At 34.5% G+C, this 18,163-nt stretch carries 19 protein-coding genes and 1 tRNA gene; 10 read left to right on the top strand and 10 right to left on the bottom strand.

Features of this window, described 5'->3' with window-relative positions; genetic code table 11:
• Positions 1 to 163: 163 nt before the first annotated feature.
• The gene (locus VB796_RS13600; protein ID WP_323347105.1) at positions 164 to 736 is read left to right on the top strand and encodes a DUF6580 family putative transport protein; all 573 of its coding nucleotides are present in this window, start codon (positions 164 to 166) and stop codon (positions 734 to 736) included.
• Between the two features lie 164 nt (positions 737 to 900).
• Here the strand turns inward: VB796_RS13600 and der are convergent, their stop codons facing one another.
• From der to era, 4 genes are all read right to left on the bottom strand, one after another.
• The gene (gene der / locus VB796_RS13595; protein WP_323347104.1) at positions 901 to 2,223 is read right to left on the bottom strand and encodes a ribosome biogenesis GTPase Der; all 1,323 of its coding nucleotides are present in this window, start codon (positions 2,221 to 2,223) and stop codon (positions 901 to 903) included.
• Between the two features lie 140 nt (positions 2,224 to 2,363).
• Complete coding sequence (locus VB796_RS13590; RefSeq protein ID WP_323347103.1) at positions 2,364 to 3,191, bottom strand: hypothetical protein; 828 nt, start codon at positions 3,189 to 3,191, stop codon at positions 2,364 to 2,366.
• 297 nt (positions 3,192 to 3,488) lie between these two features.
• A complete protein-coding gene (locus tag VB796_RS13585; RefSeq protein ID WP_323347102.1) occupies positions 3,489 to 4,208 on the bottom strand; it encodes a DUF3800 domain-containing protein in 720 nt (239 codons plus the stop codon).
• A gap of 64 nt (positions 4,209 to 4,272) precedes the next feature.
• Positions 4,273 to 5,178 carry a GTPase Era gene (era, locus tag VB796_RS13580; RefSeq protein WP_323347101.1) on the bottom strand — a complete coding sequence of 302 codons (906 nt, stop codon included), beginning with the start codon at positions 5,176 to 5,178 and terminating at the stop codon, positions 4,273 to 4,275.
• Positions 5,179 to 5,504: 326 nt separating this feature from the next.
• Here era and VB796_RS13575 point away from each other — a divergent pair, with 326 nt between their 5' ends.
• From VB796_RS13575 to VB796_RS13540, 8 genes are all read left to right on the top strand, one after another.
• Positions 5,505 to 6,845: a site-specific integrase gene (locus tag VB796_RS13575; protein ID WP_323347100.1), complete on the top strand. Its 1,341-nt coding sequence runs from the start codon at positions 5,505 to 5,507 to the stop codon at positions 6,843 to 6,845.
• A 65-nt stretch (positions 6,846 to 6,910) separates the two neighbouring features.
• The gene (locus VB796_RS13570) at positions 6,911 to 7,816 is read left to right on the top strand and encodes a hypothetical protein (RefSeq protein ID WP_323347099.1); all 906 of its coding nucleotides are present in this window, start codon (positions 6,911 to 6,913) and stop codon (positions 7,814 to 7,816) included.
• A gap of 89 nt (positions 7,817 to 7,905) precedes the next feature.
• Positions 7,906 to 8,211, top strand: coding sequence for a helix-turn-helix domain-containing protein (locus VB796_RS13565; RefSeq protein WP_323347098.1), 306 nt, complete (start codon positions 7,906 to 7,908; stop codon positions 8,209 to 8,211).
• Positions 8,208 to 8,633: a hypothetical protein gene (locus VB796_RS13560; protein ID WP_323347097.1), complete on the top strand. Its 426-nt coding sequence runs from the start codon at positions 8,208 to 8,210 to the stop codon at positions 8,631 to 8,633. Before VB796_RS13565 ends, VB796_RS13560 begins: the two co-directional genes overlap by 4 nt.
• A gap of 96 nt (positions 8,634 to 8,729) precedes the next feature.
• Positions 8,730 to 10,196 carry a hypothetical protein gene (locus tag VB796_RS13555; RefSeq protein ID WP_323347096.1) on the top strand — a complete coding sequence of 489 codons (1,467 nt, stop codon included), beginning with the start codon at positions 8,730 to 8,732 and terminating at the stop codon, positions 10,194 to 10,196.
• Between the two features lie 424 nt (positions 10,197 to 10,620).
• On the top strand, positions 10,621 to 10,908 hold the full coding sequence (locus VB796_RS13550; protein ID WP_323347095.1) for a helix-turn-helix domain-containing protein: 288 nt from the start codon (positions 10,621 to 10,623) through the stop codon (positions 10,906 to 10,908).
• 50 nt (positions 10,909 to 10,958) lie between these two features.
• A complete protein-coding gene (locus VB796_RS13545; protein ID WP_323347094.1) occupies positions 10,959 to 11,171 on the top strand; it encodes a hypothetical protein in 213 nt (70 codons plus the stop codon).
• A 364-nt stretch (positions 11,172 to 11,535) separates the two neighbouring features.
• Positions 11,536 to 11,769, top strand: coding sequence for a hypothetical protein (locus VB796_RS13540; protein ID WP_323347093.1), 234 nt, complete (start codon positions 11,536 to 11,538; stop codon positions 11,767 to 11,769).
• A gap of 455 nt (positions 11,770 to 12,224) precedes the next feature.
• Here VB796_RS13540 and VB796_RS13535 read toward each other — a convergent pair.
• The 6 genes from VB796_RS13535 to VB796_RS13510 form a co-directional block, all read right to left on the bottom strand.
• Positions 12,225 to 12,297 (bottom strand) — tRNA-Met (locus VB796_RS13535).
• A gap of 253 nt (positions 12,298 to 12,550) precedes the next feature.
• Positions 12,551 to 13,282, bottom strand: coding sequence for an ABC transporter ATP-binding protein (locus VB796_RS13530; protein WP_323347195.1), 732 nt, complete (start codon positions 13,280 to 13,282; stop codon positions 12,551 to 12,553).
• A gap of 78 nt (positions 13,283 to 13,360) precedes the next feature.
• Complete coding sequence (locus tag VB796_RS13525) at positions 13,361 to 13,633, bottom strand: hypothetical protein (RefSeq protein ID WP_323347092.1); 273 nt, start codon at positions 13,631 to 13,633, stop codon at positions 13,361 to 13,363.
• A 10-nt stretch (positions 13,634 to 13,643) separates the two neighbouring features.
• Positions 13,644 to 14,108, bottom strand: coding sequence for a hypothetical protein (locus VB796_RS13520; RefSeq protein ID WP_323347091.1), 465 nt, complete (start codon positions 14,106 to 14,108; stop codon positions 13,644 to 13,646).
• 36 nt (positions 14,109 to 14,144) lie between these two features.
• Positions 14,145 to 16,586, bottom strand: coding sequence for a hypothetical protein (locus VB796_RS13515; RefSeq protein WP_323347090.1), 2,442 nt, complete (start codon positions 16,584 to 16,586; stop codon positions 14,145 to 14,147).
• A gap of 189 nt (positions 16,587 to 16,775) precedes the next feature.
• Complete coding sequence (locus VB796_RS13510; protein WP_323347089.1) at positions 16,776 to 17,195, bottom strand: hotdog fold thioesterase; 420 nt, start codon at positions 17,193 to 17,195, stop codon at positions 16,776 to 16,778.
• Positions 17,196 to 17,469: 274 nt separating this feature from the next.
• Here VB796_RS13510 and VB796_RS13505 point away from each other — a divergent pair, with 274 nt between their 5' ends.
• Positions 17,470 to 18,123, top strand: a complete 654-nt coding sequence (locus VB796_RS13505) for a histidine phosphatase family protein (RefSeq protein WP_323347088.1) — start codon at positions 17,470 to 17,472, stop codon at positions 18,121 to 18,123.
• The last annotated feature ends 40 nt before the right edge of the window (positions 18,124 to 18,163 follow it).

Genomic DNA, 18,163 nt, shown 5'->3' with positions numbered 1-18,163 from the left:
ATAAGCGATATGCCGTAAGCAGTTGGTTTAAAGAAGCCCTATTGCTTAAAGTCTAATGCGTACAACAAACATTTATTTTTTCAAAATTACGCTGAAATCTCTAAACCTTCTTAAATTTGTAGAATAGAATTAATCAGCGATGTTCAAAATCGCTTTGAAAGAGATGAAAAATTCAGTAAATCTTCGTTTTGGAGTTATTTCGGGAATGATATTGTTAGCGGCAATTAGCCGTTTTGTACCAGTGATGATGCCTTCATTGTCAAATTTTTCTCCAGTTGGAGCAATGGCATTGTTTGGTGGAGCTTATTTTACTCGTAAATCTTGGGCTTTTGCGGTTCCATTATTTGCCCTTTGGGTGTCAAATTTGGTATTAAATAATGTTTTTTATAAGCAATATTATCCAACATTTTCTTTTGGTTTTGAGACAACCGTTTTCATTAGTATTTCCGTTATGGTAGCTATCGGAATCGTAACGTTGAAGAAAGTAAATGTTAGTAATGTCTTATTAGCCAATCTTTTAGCAACACTTGCATTTTTTACGGTATCAAACTTTTTTGTTTGGAATGGCGGAACAATGTATCCAAAAACAATGGAAGGTTTGGTTACTTGCTACACAATGGCATTGCCATTTTTGAAAAATTCATTGATGAGTAATTTGTTATTCTCAGGCGTAATGTTTGGAATGTATGAATATGCTAAAACACAAGTAAAAGAATTAGCAGTTGTTCATGCGTAATTCAATTTGACGTTTTAACAAATAGAAAAAGCCTGCAAATCCTAAAATTTGCAGGCTTTTTTGTGGTATTATCTGAACTTAGATGTATTAGATTAATGGATTTAAAGATTTTGATAGAATAAAATCAAAAACCAATCCACCAATAATCAATTTCCAGTAACTACTTACTTTTGTCTAAAGAAAATCTGAATTGGTACACCTGTAAAGTCGAAGTGTTCACGCATTTGGTTTTCTAAATAACGCTCATAACTTTCACGGATGTATTGTGGTAAATTACAGAACATTACAAATGACGGCGACTTCGTTGGTAATTGCGTCATGTACTTGATTTTGATATACTTACCTTTCCATGCTGGTGGTGGATAATTTTCGATTACCTTTAGCATCACATCATTTAATTTTGATGTAGGGATTTTCTTCGTTTTGTTCTCATAAACTTCCAAAATCATTTCAACCGCTTGGAAAATACGTTGTTTTTCTTTCACAGACGTAAAAATGATTGGCATATAATTTAGAGGAGCCATACGCTGACGAATTGCATCTTCCATACGCTTAGAAGTCATTGAATCTTTTTCAACCAAATCCCACTTATTAATCATCAACACGATTCCTTTTTTAGCACGGTCAGCCATTGAAATAATGGTCATGTCTTGTGCTTGTAAACCTGTCTGCAAATCAATCGTGGTAGCATCAATCAAAATAACGGCAATATCACATTCTTCCATCGCTTTAATAGTACGCAAGAAAGAATAATACTCGATGTTATCTTCCATTTTTGCCTTGCGACGAATCCCAGCGGTGTCGGTAATGATAAAATCCTTCCCGAACATATTGTAGTGGTTATCAATCGCATCACGAGTTGTACCAGCAATATCCGTAACGATACTTCTTTCTTTACCCAAAAGAGCATTTAAGAATGAAGATTTACCAACGTTTGGTTTTCCCAGAATCGCAATTTTAGGAATTCCTGCATTTGGATTTTCAACGCCTTCTTCTTCAAAATGACTCACAACGGCATCTAATAAATCTCCCGTTCCCGAACCACTTTCTGCGGCAATAGCAAAAGGTTCGCCCATACCTAATTCATAAAACTCAACGGCATCCATCCCTTTTTCGTAGGTATCAGCCTTGTTGGCAACGATGTAAACAGGTTTTTTTGATTTACGAAGAACCTTTGCGAAGTCTTTGTCTAAATCAGTAATACCCGTAGTACAATCCACCACGAAAAGACAAACGTCTGCTTCTTCGATTGCCAATTCCACTTGCTCACGAATAGCACCTTCAAAGGTATCTTCAGAGCCTACAACGTATCCACCTGTATCAATAACGGTGTAATATTTTCCAATCCACTCACCGTATCCGTAGTGGCGGTCACGAGTTACACCCGAAACGTTGTCCATGATTGCCTTTTTCTGTTCGATAAGGCGATTAAAAAGTGTTGATTTACCCACGTTCGGGCGACCAACAATTGCAACAATATTTGACATTTTACTTGTTTTTTGAGCTGTTCCCTATAAACTGTGAATTAATTAAAAAGCTGAATTTCAGTGTTTTAATCTTAGTTTATAAGCACCTCGATTTTTGAATAATATACTTTTAAGGTAGGGGTAGAAATTGCTGATTATGTTTATTTACATTGATATTCAAATTCTTGTATTGATGTTGTAGGAGTATTTATTTTTACACCTGTACTTGTATAATTGTAATTGATTTGTGTAATGTTTTTTACTTTTTTATTGTCTGTATTAAATGCATACGTGAATAAGGCTTCATACTTTAAAATATTTGCTTCATAATGCTTAATTGACTTAACGAACTTCATAAAAGGTCTTAAATTATATGACCCATGCGACCCGTAGTCATAAAGTGCTTCCTTATTAGCAAAATCAGTAACTTTATATTCAGTGTAATATTCGTATAAATCAGAATTACTCAGGAAAATTTGACCATTTACAATATAATTATTTGTAATTTTAGAAGGAAGCCCCGTTGAATTATATTCATAAGCAATAGTATAAAATCCACTTTTAGTAACATATCCTTTGTCATTATATTCAAATTTGGTAGTTATAGGAACATAATTTGCTGCCTTCTTTTCAATCTCATTTTCTTCCAATGTTTGAATAATTTGGTCTTTACTATTTAATGTAATAGTGTTGGTAGTTTTCAGGGTATTTTTACCATTAAAAACATCATACGTTTTCACTATTACTTTATTTGTGCTGTGTACATATTCAGCAAGATAGCCATAGTCAGTATTATAAATTTTGCTAATCTTTTGACTTGCATCATATACAATGTTATATGATGTAGAAGTCGATTGTAAAGGAACAGTTGTTTTAGTTGTCAATGTTAATTTACTCATGTAACAATTTGCTGTTGGACTTACATCATTACTACTTTTTTGACATGATATAGTAACAATAAAAATGCTTAATAGTAATAGTTTCTTCATGATTTATGTAGGATTTTATTTTGTAAAAATTAAGATTCTTCCTTACAAACTGTGAATTAATTAAAAATCTGAATTTCAGTGTTTTAATCTTAGTTTATAAGCACCTCGATTTTTGAATAATATACTTTTAAGGTAGGGGTAGAAAATGTACTTATTTTTTAAAAGTTACCATATAGTAACTTTTTGCAATTTTATTTCTAAATTTGTATCAGCTAAAAAGTTTATCGCTTCTATATCTCATCCCATGATGGGTGCTACCAGTATTGGTACGAGGGCGACTGGATTTTTTGGCTTTTTTTATGTCTCTGGATATAATTCTACAACTGTTCCGTATTTATCTTTCAAAGCCTCAAAAAATCTTGCTTCTCCTTTCAATAATTTTCGTTGAACTGCCCAAATCATATAATCAATTATACTCAATTCTGGGGTATCATCACTTGGTACAATTTCCAACGAGTAATTGATTTTTGATGATAAATTCACCTTACTTTTATCAATTTTTAAGGCTTTTGTAACAGCTTCCTCAAAACGATTCATTGAATTATTCCCTCTTTGTGATAGAAATAACTGATAATGAATGGAGCTGTCCGTCATTTTATCAGCTAATAAATGCCTTAAAACATCAAAATAAAACTCTGAGGGGTTATTATTATGTTTTCGATTAAAGATAGAAAGGTTTTTTCGAGCAATAGTAACATGAACTTTGAAGCCGTCTAATTGTCTTAAAAACTCAAAGAATTTTAGTCTAATTTCTGGATGGTCTCCACGTGCATGGACATACCAACCTTTGGAAGTTGCCACTGATGGAATTGAATTAAACATCACATCCGTTTTAATAGCCTCCATAAAATCAAGAACCGATTTTCTTAATGCCTTTCTGTTGAGAGTTTCAATCATACCAATAATCAGATATGGTTGAAAACCCTCCGTTCCTACCAATAATTTCTTGCCAGAACCATAAAAAGTAGGGTCTCCACTTTCATCAATGAAAATATATTTTTTAGGTAGATTAGTCATTTAAATGGTAGAGAAATATGTAATAAATTTTCTGGAGAATATAGGGATATATGACCTAATAATCTCAATCCTGTCCATATCCAAACATTCGTAATTTCTGAGCTTTCTGTCTCCAATCGGGTTCTACTTTGATGAATTGCTCCAAGAAAACCTTTTTGCCAAAGAATTTTTCCATTGCCTCACGGGCTTGCGTACCTACTTTTTTAATGGATTCGCCTTTGTGACCAATCAAAATGGCTCTTTGGGTTACTCGTTCAACGTAAATTTCTGCCGAAATTCTAATTAAATTATCTTCTTCCTTAAATGCCGCAATGGACACTTCGCAAGAATAAGGCACTTCTTTTTTATAATTCAAGAATATCTTTTCTCTGATTATCTCCGAAGCAAAAAAGCGTTCTGGCTTATCGGTCAACTCTTCTTTATCAAAATACGGCGGATGATTCGGTAAATGTTCAACGATTGAATCAAAAATTTCTCCTGTATTTTGTTCTTTCAAAGCAGAAATTGGAATGATTGCTTGCGTTGGGAAACGTTCACGCCAATGAGCAATTTTTTCAGCAATTTGTTCTTCGGTAGCTAAATCAATTTTATTAATCAACAACAAAACAGGAATATGGTCGATACGAGCAAGCTTGTCGATAACATCATCTTCATCGTATTTCTCAAAAATATCTGTTACAAACAAAATCACGTCGGCATCTTCCAAAGAACTATGCACAAAAGTCATCATTGATTTATGTAACTCATATTTGGGCAGAATAATTCCTGGTGTATCAGAGTAAACTAATTGAAAATCAGTACCCTTATGTGTGCCATTCAAAATACCCATGATACGGTGACGGGTAGTTTGAGCCTTTGATGTGATGATACTGAGGCGTTCACCCACCAAAACATTCATTAAGGTTGATTTACCAACGTTAGGTTTCCCAACGATGCTGACGAAGCCTGCTTTATGATTGATTTGTTCCATTTCTGTAAGTATAATGCAAAACAAAAAAGCGTAACTACTTTTTTTGAGTAAGTTACGCTTTTAATTAGTAGCAGGAACAGGACTACAAAGTATTGAATTGTAGTTTTATGTCTGCGTATTGAAAAGCCTTCTAACTTATTGATTTTTAATGCTTTATTTTAATTTTTATTCCAAAGATAGTTAAAATAGATTAAGTTAAATTAAGGTAAGTAAATAAAAACCGTCCCCGAAACCGTCCCCGTTCTTTTGGAATTAATCACAAAGGTACTACCTTTATAGTAATTTATTAGGTTAATTTAATACGTTTGTTTTAAAGTTTTAAAGTTATGGCTGGAATTACCTTTGTTTTGCGTGAACCTAACGCAAAAACTCCTCAAAAAATAAATTGCATTATTAGGGTTGGCAAGTCTGAAAGGGCTAAATTATCAACTGGCTTTACCGTTTTGCCTAAAAATTGGAGTGGCGAAAAAGGCAGAGTGAAGGACGTTATAGCCGAAAAGGATAAAACTTTAATCAATAGGGTATTACAGAGTATTGAGAACGAATTTAACCGTATAGAGGTGCAAATGATAGCCGAAAAGAAAACGGTAACGGCTTTGTCTTTAAAATCGCATATAGAGGAGTTTTTGAAGCCCAAAGACCCCGAAACCGTCCCCGTCCCCAACGAAACCCCAACGCAAGAACTTTTTAGAGTTATAGAGCAATATATCACGGATAGCGAAAACGGGACACGCAAAAACCATGACGGGGAAAAGTTAGCGTTTAGGTCTATTCAGAGATACCGAACAGTACAGGCTCGGTTATTGGAGTTCTCTAATATTTACGACCGTGAACTAAGTTTAATTGCCATAGATGAGGTTTTTCATAATGACTATGTAGAATGGTTGGAAAAAGTTAAAAACCTTGCAAAAAATACGATTTGGAAGGACGTAACAACCATTAAAAGTATAATGAATTATCTGTTAGAGGAGGGAATGATAAAGGCGTTGCCATATAGAACTAAGAAATTTAAAGCCGTTGAGGAGGATTCCGATAGTATTTATTTAACCATGTCAGAACTTGAAAAAATAGAGGGCTTGGATTTATCCAATAATTTAAGGTTAGAGCGTGTTAGAGATTTTTTTATAGTTGGTTGCTATACTGGTTTAAGGTATTCCGACCTTTCAAAAGTGAATAAATACAGTTTTCTAAAAGACGAAGACGGAACGGAATTTATACAGTTAATTCAAGAAAAGACAGGCGACCCCGTGACCGTCCCCGTCCTCCACGTAGTTAAACAGATTTTTGAAAAGTACGGCTATCAATTACCAAGTATTAGCAATCAAAAAGTAAACGACTACATAAAAGAAGTTTGCCAACTGGCAGAGATAAACGAAACTGTTTCTAAGGCTATAACCAAAGGAGGGCAAAAGATAATAACTAACTATGAGAAATGGCAGTTAGTAACCGACCACACGGCAAGGCGTTCATTTGCTACCAATGCGTTTAAACGTGGCGTTAGTACGCTTGTTATCATGGCTATTACTGGACACAAAACCGAAAAATCATTTATGAAATATATAAAACTTGATGGAATGGAAAAGGCTAAACGCTTTACTTCTGACTGGTCAAAATATCGTGATGATAGCGAAGCCTCAAAGATTATTATTAAAGTATTAGCAAGCTAATTTAACTTATCCTTTACCATGTGGAGGTGTGCGTTCCCTCCGCTTAAAAAATCAAAATAAAAATCATGGAAGTTTACGAACTGGATTTAGAAAAATATACAAGTAATTTATTCCGTATTAGTCAAGATATTAAAGCGGATTTACCATTTATAAAAAAAAAATGGCAACAATGCAGTGATATTTTGAGCCGTTTAATTGATAGAGAAATTTCAAAAAAAGGAAGTGTTTTTAATGATGATGATTTGCCCCCTACGTCGGAATTGATAGACAAAGTTAGAAGTAAATTTTTATTTCTAATGAAGGAAATAAAGCGGATAGAGGAGGTTAAAGCGTTGTTTGAGTATGAGAGTTTAGGAGTAAAAGAGGTTTTGGCAGGATTAGAGTTGCCCGTGTTTTTGTTGCCTAATAATGAAGATATAGAGTTTATAAATAGTCTTAGAAGTGTTATTTTTGAGGATTTAAAAAAAGGTTTTGAGCGTGTTTTGCAGTCAAGTTCGATGTTAGAAATTGACATTATTAATGAGAAAATAAAAGACGTAAAGTATTGTTTTTCAGAATTTTATGAGAGTGGCGAACCAATTAAAATAAATTCAGTTTTGGGCGTTGATATATCAAATTTTAACCTTGCTCGTGATTTAGGAAAATTTGATTTTGTGCAATATTTAAAAGTAAGAAAAAATGATTTGTTAGAGATAGAGCCAATTGGTAAACAAGATGATTTAAAAAGAGAAATTAAAAGTTTGTCGCAAGTAATTATGTTGTTATATGAAGTTGGTTTTTTTGATTTGCCAATATTAAAAAATATTAGTTCGGATAATAAAAGAGGGGATTTAGTTAATAAAATCCTACGCATTAATGATGATAATACAAGAAAGTATATAACAGGATTACAAAATAAAGACAAAAACTATAACCCATTGAAACATAAAGAGTTATGCAAAGAGATAGTAAAAGATTATATTTTAGGGTAGTTTTTAGGGTACACCCTGTTAAGTTAATTATGATAAAGTAGGGGAAATTTACAACCGTCAAACGAAATACAACGTTTGACGGTTTTTTTATGCAAACTACCACAATAGTACAGGTGCAGCAAATAGACGTTAGCACCTTACTTTCTAACATTGACGGACTTATAGAGAATCGTTTAAAGTCTTTCATTCCCCAAACCTCCACGCAATCAGATGCAGAGGAGTTTTTGACCCGTGAGGAGGTCGCTAAACTTTTTAAAATATCACTCCCAACGCTCCACGACTGGACAAATAAAGGTTTATTAAAATCTTACCGTATCGGTAACAAAGTACGATACCGTAAATGTGAAGTATTGGCAAGTCCCAAAGCAACGCATGAGGAGGGCGTAAAGGTATGAGAAGTTATAATAATTTTAAGCGTACAGACCTTTATGATACTCTTTGTAAACAGGAAAATTCACTTAAAAATGTATTAGATACATTTGCGACTTTTAATGCTTTTGCTGGTGAATTGGCATTAGTTAAGGGTGATAAGATGGTTAAACGTAGTGCGTTAGCGGTTGAATATCTTTTAACTATTTACAATAGTTTGAGGGATTTTCCTTTATTGGTATGCTGTAATGAGACACACCCTAAAACGTTTGAATATCTTTCTATGATGCTTGCGGTGGCAAACGTTGCTAATGATTTAGAAATAATACTTTGTACTGATTTTATGCCTTTAAATGTTGGTTTAGATTTGCCCTTGTTGTCTATTGAGAAGGAAGTGGAAAGAGTATTTGGGTTTATTATTGAACTAAAAGAAGGGCTTGAAGTATGACAATTTGCCCAAATATAAAGAGCGGTTAGTAACCCTGCTGTATCTAAAATCTTAATTTATTTTTAATTCCCAAATTTTCCCGTAAATAATCACGCAATGATAGATTTTGTAAATCTTTCAGTATATAATCTTTTGTTCTCAAAGTGGCTTGAAAACGCTATTTTGAGGGAAAAAGGCTTCGATAAAATACTGGTAAGTGAAGACACGGGCGAAATATTAAGCAGAGGTAATGCAGAGTATAAAGGCTTGATTTTTAAGCTAATACCCTCCACTAAAATTACAGGCGAGTATGTTAAAATAGTAAGCGGTTCACTTCATAAATACTTTAATGGTGGCGAACATAATCATAATAGATTTACACATAATGACTGTGTACGTATAATCAATGAGTTATCAGAAATGTTTGATATTAACCCAACTGATAGCGTATTGCATGGTTTAGAGTTTGGTGTAAATCTTTACTTGCCATTCAGTCCCCAACGGGTTATAAAATCGGTAGTGGTACACGGAAATAAGCCATACGAAGCCATACAGTCAAATAGGCGTAAAGGTGTTGTTTGCGTTAGGAGTGAGTACAGTATCAAGATTTATGATAAGGGATATACAGACAAGCAACCCCAAAAGAATATTTTAAGGATTGAATACAGGGTTACGGATATGAGCCATTTAGGAAAATTTGGTATCAAATTATTATCTGATTTGATGGACGAAAACAAGGTTAATTTCTTGCTTGATTTACTGTTAGGTGCGTTAGAGAATACAATTTTTATACCTACGGATTTAGAAATTGAGCAACTAACAAACCATGAAAAAATCAATTTTCATGCAATGGGTAAGCCTTTATTTTGGAAAGAATTAACACGAAAACAACGGCATGACCAACGGTTACGTATTGATAGAATATTGAAAAAATGCAATACTATTGATTATAAAAATGAGTTGAAAAACAGGGTTGAAAACGAGTGGAAAAAGCTGTTTTTAGTGCCGAATGAAGCAGGAAAAAGTGTAACGTTTTCGACAACTTTAAAAGCAAGTGAAGCACACGAAAAAGGTAACGTTTTCGACAGTTCGTTCAGTATCGAAAACGTTACAAGTAGGCATGAAAAACAGAATACGGGGAATGAATCGGAAAATGAGGTTTTCAATAATCAGATTAGAACCTGTAAAACCTGTGGAAAAGATATTTCCATGAATAGGAAAGAATCTTTGTTTTGTTCAATAAAAAATAATCCGTTCGCAAAACGATGCAGGAACAAAGACAGTAACAAACGTAGAACTTTTAAAGCCCAAATAATGAGAGCAAAAAATAATGATAATTGGTTGCGGATAACTTACAAAGATTTAGATAATCCCGACCGCCCAAATTTTACAGACACGTTGCATAGTTCGGAGGTTACAATAAATCGTGGTTGGCTCAATACTATTGTATCAATTGAGATTTTGCACGAAGCCCCAACGCTTTACGGAAATGCCAACGAACCACACCCCGAAATTTTAACGGGTGTAAATGCTCGGAATTATGCAAGTAGTTTAACACGGGAAAATAGTAACGAAGCTAATTAATGTATATACATTGATTTTAACGATTGGTTTAGTTTTTTTAGTGAAAACTGTATTAAAATCGTTCATTTTACTTTGATTTTTAAAGATATTTAACTGAATATCAAATAATTAAACAAAAATTAAAGCAAAAAAATGTTTATTAAATAATCGTTCATCAAACTACTAAAAAGACGGTAAGGGTGTTATTTAGTCCATGCTTTGAGTTGTATTTTATGGGTTTTAAGCCCTTTTTAGGCAGTTTTAATGTTCAATTTTCTAACAAACGGCTCAAATTAGCCAAAATATGAAAGTAGGGGTATAGGTGTTTAGTGTCTTAAAATAACCTATAAAAATACGTTGTTGTTCGCTTTGGTGCTACGATGCCCAATTTTTCAAAAATTTTAAATTCACTTCAATTTCACTTTAATACATTCCACATTTACGCATGGAAAAGACAAAATTTAGAAATCAAAACAAGTATCAATCAGCATTGAGATATTTTACAATGGGACTGAACGCAAAAGAAATTAGTAAACTGTTGGATTGCTCGCATAGAACTATTGAAAAGTATATTTCAGATGGGCAATGGAAAAAGCCGACCGATAACCGAACATTAAAGGAAAAAGTGGTGGCGTTAGTGGATAGTGGTAAATCTTATTCAGAGGTCGCAAAAGAGTTCGGGATATGTAAAGCTACTGTTTATAACTATTTGAAGCGTGAGAGGGCTAAATGATGCCAATTTTTAAAGATTTGTATTAACTTTTAACCAATCCTTTGCACAAAATGGAAAATCAAGTAAAAAAGAAGTCAGTAGCGTTCCCAAAGCCAAATGTTATTGAACGTGTTTTAAGTATTAGAGAAGACTACGCTTCTATGACAACAAAAGAGGGTAGAAAATCGGTATTTGTTATTGAGAAACTGGCTAAAAAATATTTCTTAGCTTCCCGAACTATTGAGGATATTGTTTATTGTAATGGATATTACAAAAATATTTGAAGTTTGGCGTTTTATGATTTGTGAATGATAGGGTTTGGGGTTGCCTACTGGCTTTAAAGGCTCAATCATTCGCAATTCATAAAATGCAAGCCCAAACGGCAGGTTTCACGCCAACGATAAGCACGCACCAACGCAATAACCGCCAATTATGCACCCTATCAAAATAAATTCCTCCTCCTCTTTGGATTTTTGATTTTAGTATCTAAACTTTGTTACTCCTAAAATACAAAGTGAATATGAAAAATATTAAAATATTGCCCTGTGATGCAGACGGTAGGGGAAACCCCCGTAAACGCCTACTTTGTAGCGTTAGGACTGCTTAGACAGGGCTTTTTTATTTATTTAACTCCTAAAATACAAAGTCATGGTACATTTTACAAAAGACGGTTTCGTTATTACGGTTTCTGCTTTAAATCCGTTTTGCGACTATCAAACATTACAAAAAGGTTTAGCCGATGTAATGACATTAGTTTTTGCTAATAGGGATTCTATTCCCTCTAATGAGCCTATTTATTGTTTAGCTGATTTTATGAGTACGTTATCAGAAATTGAGCAAAAACAGAGTTATGAAATTGATAAATTAGTACAGAAACTATAAACAGAACGCCCAAACCTATTTGATAGATTTGGGCGTTCTTGTTTTGATTAAGTAGTGATTAAATACTGTTTAAATGATTGTAACCCTATAAAATCACCAACGCCCAAACCTACTTGATAGATTTGGGCGTTTTGTTGTTGTGGCAGATTAGGCAATAATGAAACCATAACAACCGATGGGGGAACGTTGACGTTAATCGCTGTTCATTACGAAATTAGTAAAAGTATTTTAAAGCACAAAGGACAACCTTTTGAAGTTGTCCCTTTTGGGTGGTCATCAGCATTACCTCTAACCTGTGCTTGTGTGGTAATTGGAGTGTGTCCGCTCACCTCCGCAAATGTAATATTTTTTTAGTTTTTTTGAGCAAATTTTTAAAACCGTCCCCCAAACCGTCCCCGTCCCCGAAAATGAAAAAGGTAAGTATCTGATATTTAGATACTTACCTTCGTTCGTTGTAGCAGGAACAGGACTCGAACCTGTGACCTTTGGGTTATGAGCCCAACGAGCTACCTACTGCTCCATCCTGCGGTGTTGTTTCCATTTGATTGGACTGCAAAGGTACGAAAGATTTTTGGTTATGCAAGTACCTGATTGAAAAAAAATAAATTATTTTTAAAATGTTTTAATTTCTACCTCGAAGAATTAACAATAAAATACCTCCGACAAGCATTAAACCGTAACTATTGCCATTTTTATACTTAAATAACCACCTGATATAATTAGGATTATAGAAAGAGTAATCATTTAATATGAAATAGTTTCCTTAGGCATAATCAATCCCTTAATCCTGCGACTTCAAACTCATCATCAATTCCTTAGCTTGCTTCACATTCGGGTTGATTTTATCTGTTTCTACTAAGCCATCACGTAGGCGAACGATGCGGTGAGCGTATTGGGCGATGTCGTCTTCGTGCGTAACCATTACGATGGTGTTGCCTTTTGAGTATAGTTGGTCAAATAAATCCATGATTTCGTAGGAAGTCTTGGTGTCCAAGTTTCCAGTGGGTTCATCCGCCAAAAGAATTGAAGGGTCGTTTACCAAAGCACGAGCAATGGCAACACGCTGGCGTTGTCCACCCGAAAGTTCGTTTGGTTTGTGATGAGCTCGATTTTCAAGTCCAACGCCTTTGAGAGTTAGCATCGCTTTTTCTATACGGTCGGCTTTGTTGTAACCTGCGTAAATCAAAGGCAAAGCAACATTTTCAAGTGACGATTGACGGGGTAAGAGGTTAAATGTTTGGAATACAAATCCAATTTCTTTATTACGAACGGTTGCCAATTCGTTTTCGGTCATTTGGCTAACATCTTGATTATTAAGGATATATTTTCCAGAAGTAGGCGTGTCTAAGCAACCAACAATGTTCATTAAAGTTGACTTTCCCGAACCCGAAGGACCCATGAAAGCCACGTATTCGCCTCGATTTACTGAAATAGAAACGTCTTTGAGAGCTTGAATAATTTCTTCACCCATGACGTAACGTCTTGAAATATTGGTAGTTTTGATGATTTCCATGTTTGCGTATTTATTGAGCATTTTGAGTTTGGAAACTCATTTGGGATTCAAGTTTAGAGCCTAAAACTATATTTAGATTCAAATGAAAATTTTTGAAATAGCTGCTAAAGCTATGAAACCTAACAAAATAGATAACCCTAAAGTGATTTTTGCATTTGGATTATCTTTTATTCTTTGATAGTTTAAGTAATTGGCAATTGAGAGACCGCCAAAGCCTATGAATCTTGTTATACTGTCTTGTTTTTCAGATATTTGAAAGTCTTGCCATTTTAATATGTATCTTGATAGTAAAGCAATAAATGCAATAGCTACTAAAACCATCTGTAGTTTTTTGTTTTGATTTACTTCCATGTTGGCGTGTTTAGGCGGCTGCTGCTTGTTTTTGTTGATACAATGAAATAAGAAATATACCAATGGCTAAACAAATTTCGTCTTCTTTATAGACATCTATTTTACCTGCATTTGAGAACCAATCTTTTTTGAAATGAATTAAAATATTTTGGTCGTCAAAAACTTCCCATTCACTTGAAAAGAAATCTGTCTTTTTAAAGTAAAATGTTTTTCCGTCTCTTAGATTAATCGTTGCATTACTTGTCCATGTGCTTAAATCGACATTTCCAATAAGATGACTTTGAGCATCGTAAATATCTACAGAGTCTGAAAATATTCCTTTGACATCGAAAAAGAAATCTTCATCCCCAATCCTGACATTGGTATCATAAGACCAAAAAGAATCTTTTTCGGTTCTAACGACTACTTTAGTTCCGTCTTTTATTTGATAAACGGAACTCCAAAAGTCTTTCGAAAAGGTAAGCGTTTGATTCATTGCTGTAAATGTTTTCTACAAAACAAACTTAACAATTTACTGAAAGCCAGCACTTGCCTTTTCGATGGATTGTTGTTTGGCTTGATAGGTTGGCAGAAAACGCTGATAATCGGTTGGGGATAGTTTTTGGAGTATGGCTAAACCGTCATTGGCGTATTCTTTCATACCAATATTTTGGGCTTGCGTGATATAGATTTCATAAAGTTTGGGAGAATCTTTTCGCCAAGAAATTGCTCGCATTACTACGTCGTAGGCTTTTTCAGGTTGTTTATTTTGGTTATAAATATTGACCGCTTTTTCAACAACTTTTTCATTCAATGGGAACTGCTTTAAAACTTGTTCTGCTTCTTTAATCGACTTAAAATCAGGCGTTTTTTTGTTTGAAAGAGATTCTTTTTTCAAAAATGTATTCAAAAGAACGCCAAAATATTTTCCTTTTTTATCAGTAGAGTCGGAGTTAGACCACATTTGCAAATTCTGAAATGCAAATAACTTATCGCCTTTATAATAATCTTGAATCATATTGGCAAAAGAAAGGTCTTCTGCGTATTCTTCATTACCTTCTTCTTCGGCAAGTGTACGAAGTGAAAGCGTATCACCTTGTGATTTTTGAGCCAAAGCAAAATTATAAGTCCACGCAAAATCTGCCACATTTCCTTTGCTTAGTGGAGGCACTTCTGTTTCCGTATTTTCAGTAGATTGTGCAACTAATTTTAAGGCTAATTTATTGCCTTGAAACGAATTGTACGCAATATTTTCGGTTTTACTCAGTATATCTTTTGCAAGACTACTTTTCCCATTGGTTGCCCAAAATGCCAATAAATTGCTGGCTGGCACTTCTGATTTTTTGGCATTTTTTACCGCCATTTCGTAATATATTACGGTAGAATCTGACAAGTTAGATTTGTTGTATAGATACGCCAAATTATTCTGTAATTCACCCGATTTTGGAAATTTCTGCAAGCCTTCTTTCAAGGTAAAAATGGCATCAAAAAAACTTTTTGCATCGAATAATGAACGGCTTAGTGCTTCATAGGAGTACGCAGAAGGATTTTTCGCTAAAGCCTGACGGAAATAAACACCCGCCGTTTCGTTGTCGCCCTGAGTGAGTGAAAGCGATGCTAAAGCGTAATTGGTTTTATGGTTGCGATGTTCGTAAGCTAAGGCTAATTTGTATTCAACTTCGGCAAATTTGTAGTCTTTTTCGGTGGTGTAATAATCGCCAAGACAGTTATAAAATGCAGCTGAAGCTTGTTTTACAGGGAAAAAATCTTTCAGAACTAACAATGATGAAATTACGATAACCGCTAAAATTTGGAACATCCAAACAGGGAATTTTAATGGTTTGAAAACAACTTTGTAAACCTCTAAACTTTGCTTGAAAAGTCCTGAAAAATTCACGAGAACATAGCCCAAAAACATAATTCCCATAGCTAAATGTGAGTAGGTGATGGCATCTTCTAAAGCTTCAGTCATTGGGTCGTTGGCAGTAGCAAATGAAAGCCCGCAAGTGGCAAATGTAATGATGGCTAAACCTGCGTAAATAAATGCTCCAGATTCTTCAAAATCCGTGATGGAAGCACTCAAGTTTCTACGGTTTCTAAAACCCCAAATTCCTAAAATGGTAGAGATAATTAACAACAAAAACGGACTCAAATAAATCATATTCCAGTCGATAATCTTGTTGTTGTTTAGGAATGTTAATAATACATTTGCTAAATATATCGTGCTAATTATTAGGAAGTTATTTAGTGATTGTGTGCTTTTTGTTGAGGTTGTAATGAATAAAAAACCATTGATGATTTCATAAGAAATTAAGAAAATAAACCCTACACTCAAAAGCATTGCACCCGCAGTTCGGTAGCTTGAAAGTAGTAAAAAGGGGTGATTTACGGATGAAAATTTATAGATACCAATTCCCAGTAAAATAGTGATGAAAAGAAACGTTCCGAAGCGTTTTAGAATATCAATATCAGGGCGAAAAGCGTGGAAAAAATAGCTTGTTCCAACGTATAAAACGATGAGTCCGACGTTGAGATAATTGTTGGCAAGGTTGAAAATTAATCCAAAATTGAAGGTAACAATTAACAAAATAACTGAACCCATAAATATCAAATACCAAAACCTATTTACGGCTGATAATGCCGAGAGAATTAATAAAAAGCCCAAAACGAAAAGTCCCAAGAAAATATAATTCCCAACGATATTAATTGCCATTGATGAAGCCACAAATTGCTCTGTAACGGTGATTGCTTTGGCAGGAATAGTAAGCGTTTCGTCGGGCGAAACTTTAAATTGGTCAAGCACAACGGGCAAATCATTTAATTCACTTAGTACGTCCCAATGGATAACATTTTCTAAGCCTTTGAAATAGGCTATTCCAAAAATTAACAGCGATATAACAAGGATAGATAACGAGAAAAGATAAAGAATACGGGTAGGCTTTTGCCAGTTCGCCCAGAATTGTAATTGATTCATAATTGGTTGTTTTTCTTAGAACAAAGTTAGGCAGGAAATATTGTTTGGGAAATGGAGTTTGTTGTTTGGAGGACGGAGTTTAGGATAAAGTTAACGTAGTCAGCGTTCAAAACGCTGACTACGTTGCTGATTTCGTAAAACAAGTTTTGTGAAAATCTTAGCTATATCAAATTTACCGATTTTTGTTTCTTAACGCTTCTCAATAATTGCCGTAGTCAATCGACTAACACAAACTAAATCGCCAGCTTCGTTAGTAATTTTTATGTCCCAAATGTGCATAGTTCTGCCTACTTTCAAAGGCGTGCATTTGGCATAAACGTAACCATCACGAGCAGATTTTAAATGATTTGCATTGATTTCTACGCCAACTGCTGCTTGTTTTTCGGGGTCAATGGATAAATAAGAAGCAATACTGCCCAATGATTCCGCCAAAACTACCGACGCTCCGCCATGTAAAAGTCCCATTGGTTGTTTGGTTCGGTTATCAACTGGCATTTTAGCACAGATATATGCTGAATTTAGTTCGGTAAACTCTATGCCAAGAAGTCCAACCATATTATTTTCGCTCATTTTATTGAGCATTTCCAATGAAACTGAGGTATTTATCATTTTATCTATTGTTTTTTAGTTCATGAATAACGCAATTGTTTGAGTCAAATCCTGCTATCATTTAGCAAAAATATTATCAATATGTCTTAGTTTACCATCAATCTTTAAATATGTGTTCGCTTTTGACTGAAAACCTGTACTTTTGCGTGAAAATTAGTAACTACAAATGTCTAATAGAAGGCAGTGGTTGTAGGAAGTCAATTTTCTCTCAAAAGATTGTTGGACTATTTACTTTTGCAAATCGCTTTTCGCTCAAATTTAACCTTACGAATCAATGTCTAACGACCAGCCACCAATTCATCATACCAAGACCATTTATTTAATTCGTCACGGAGAAACTGATTTCAACCGTCAGGGAGTTGTTCAAGGAAGTGGCGTAGATTCTTCTCTCAATGAGTTGGGACAAGCTCAAGCTGAAGCTTTTTTTCAAGCTTATCAACATCTTGACTTCGATAAAATTTATACCTCAGTTTTACAAAGAACGCATCAGTCGGTAAAGAAATTTATCGAAAAAGGACATTCTTGGGAACAATATGAAGGCTTAAATGAGATTAGTTGGGGCGTGCGTGAAGGTAAAATCCCAAACAGTCGTGATAATGAATATTATAAAATTTTGATTGATAGTTGGGTTGAAGGCAAAACCGATATGCCATCGGAAGGCGGTGAAAGTCCAGAAGATGTGGTAGCCCGTCAGAAACCCGTTTTTGAAATAATTCTTAGCCGTCCCGAAGAAACAACCGTTTTAGTCGCTATGCACGGGCGTGCCATTCGTATTCTCTTGACCCATTTAATGGAACGTCCTCTGCACGAAATGGATACTTTCGACCACGCTAATTTATGTTTGTACAAATTGATTTACGATTATAAAACATCAAAATTTACCGTTGAATTAGCCTGTGATGTTTCGCACTTGGAAGGTCTATCATAATAATTGACCTTTCAAAATCTTCCGTTTATCCACATTACTT

It is taken from the genome of Arcicella sp. LKC2W, from assembly GCF_034931005.1.
Taxonomy (GTDB): Bacteria; Bacteroidota; Bacteroidia; order Cytophagales; family Spirosomataceae; genus Arcicella.
This window is presented reverse-complemented; position numbering and strand designations above follow the sequence as displayed.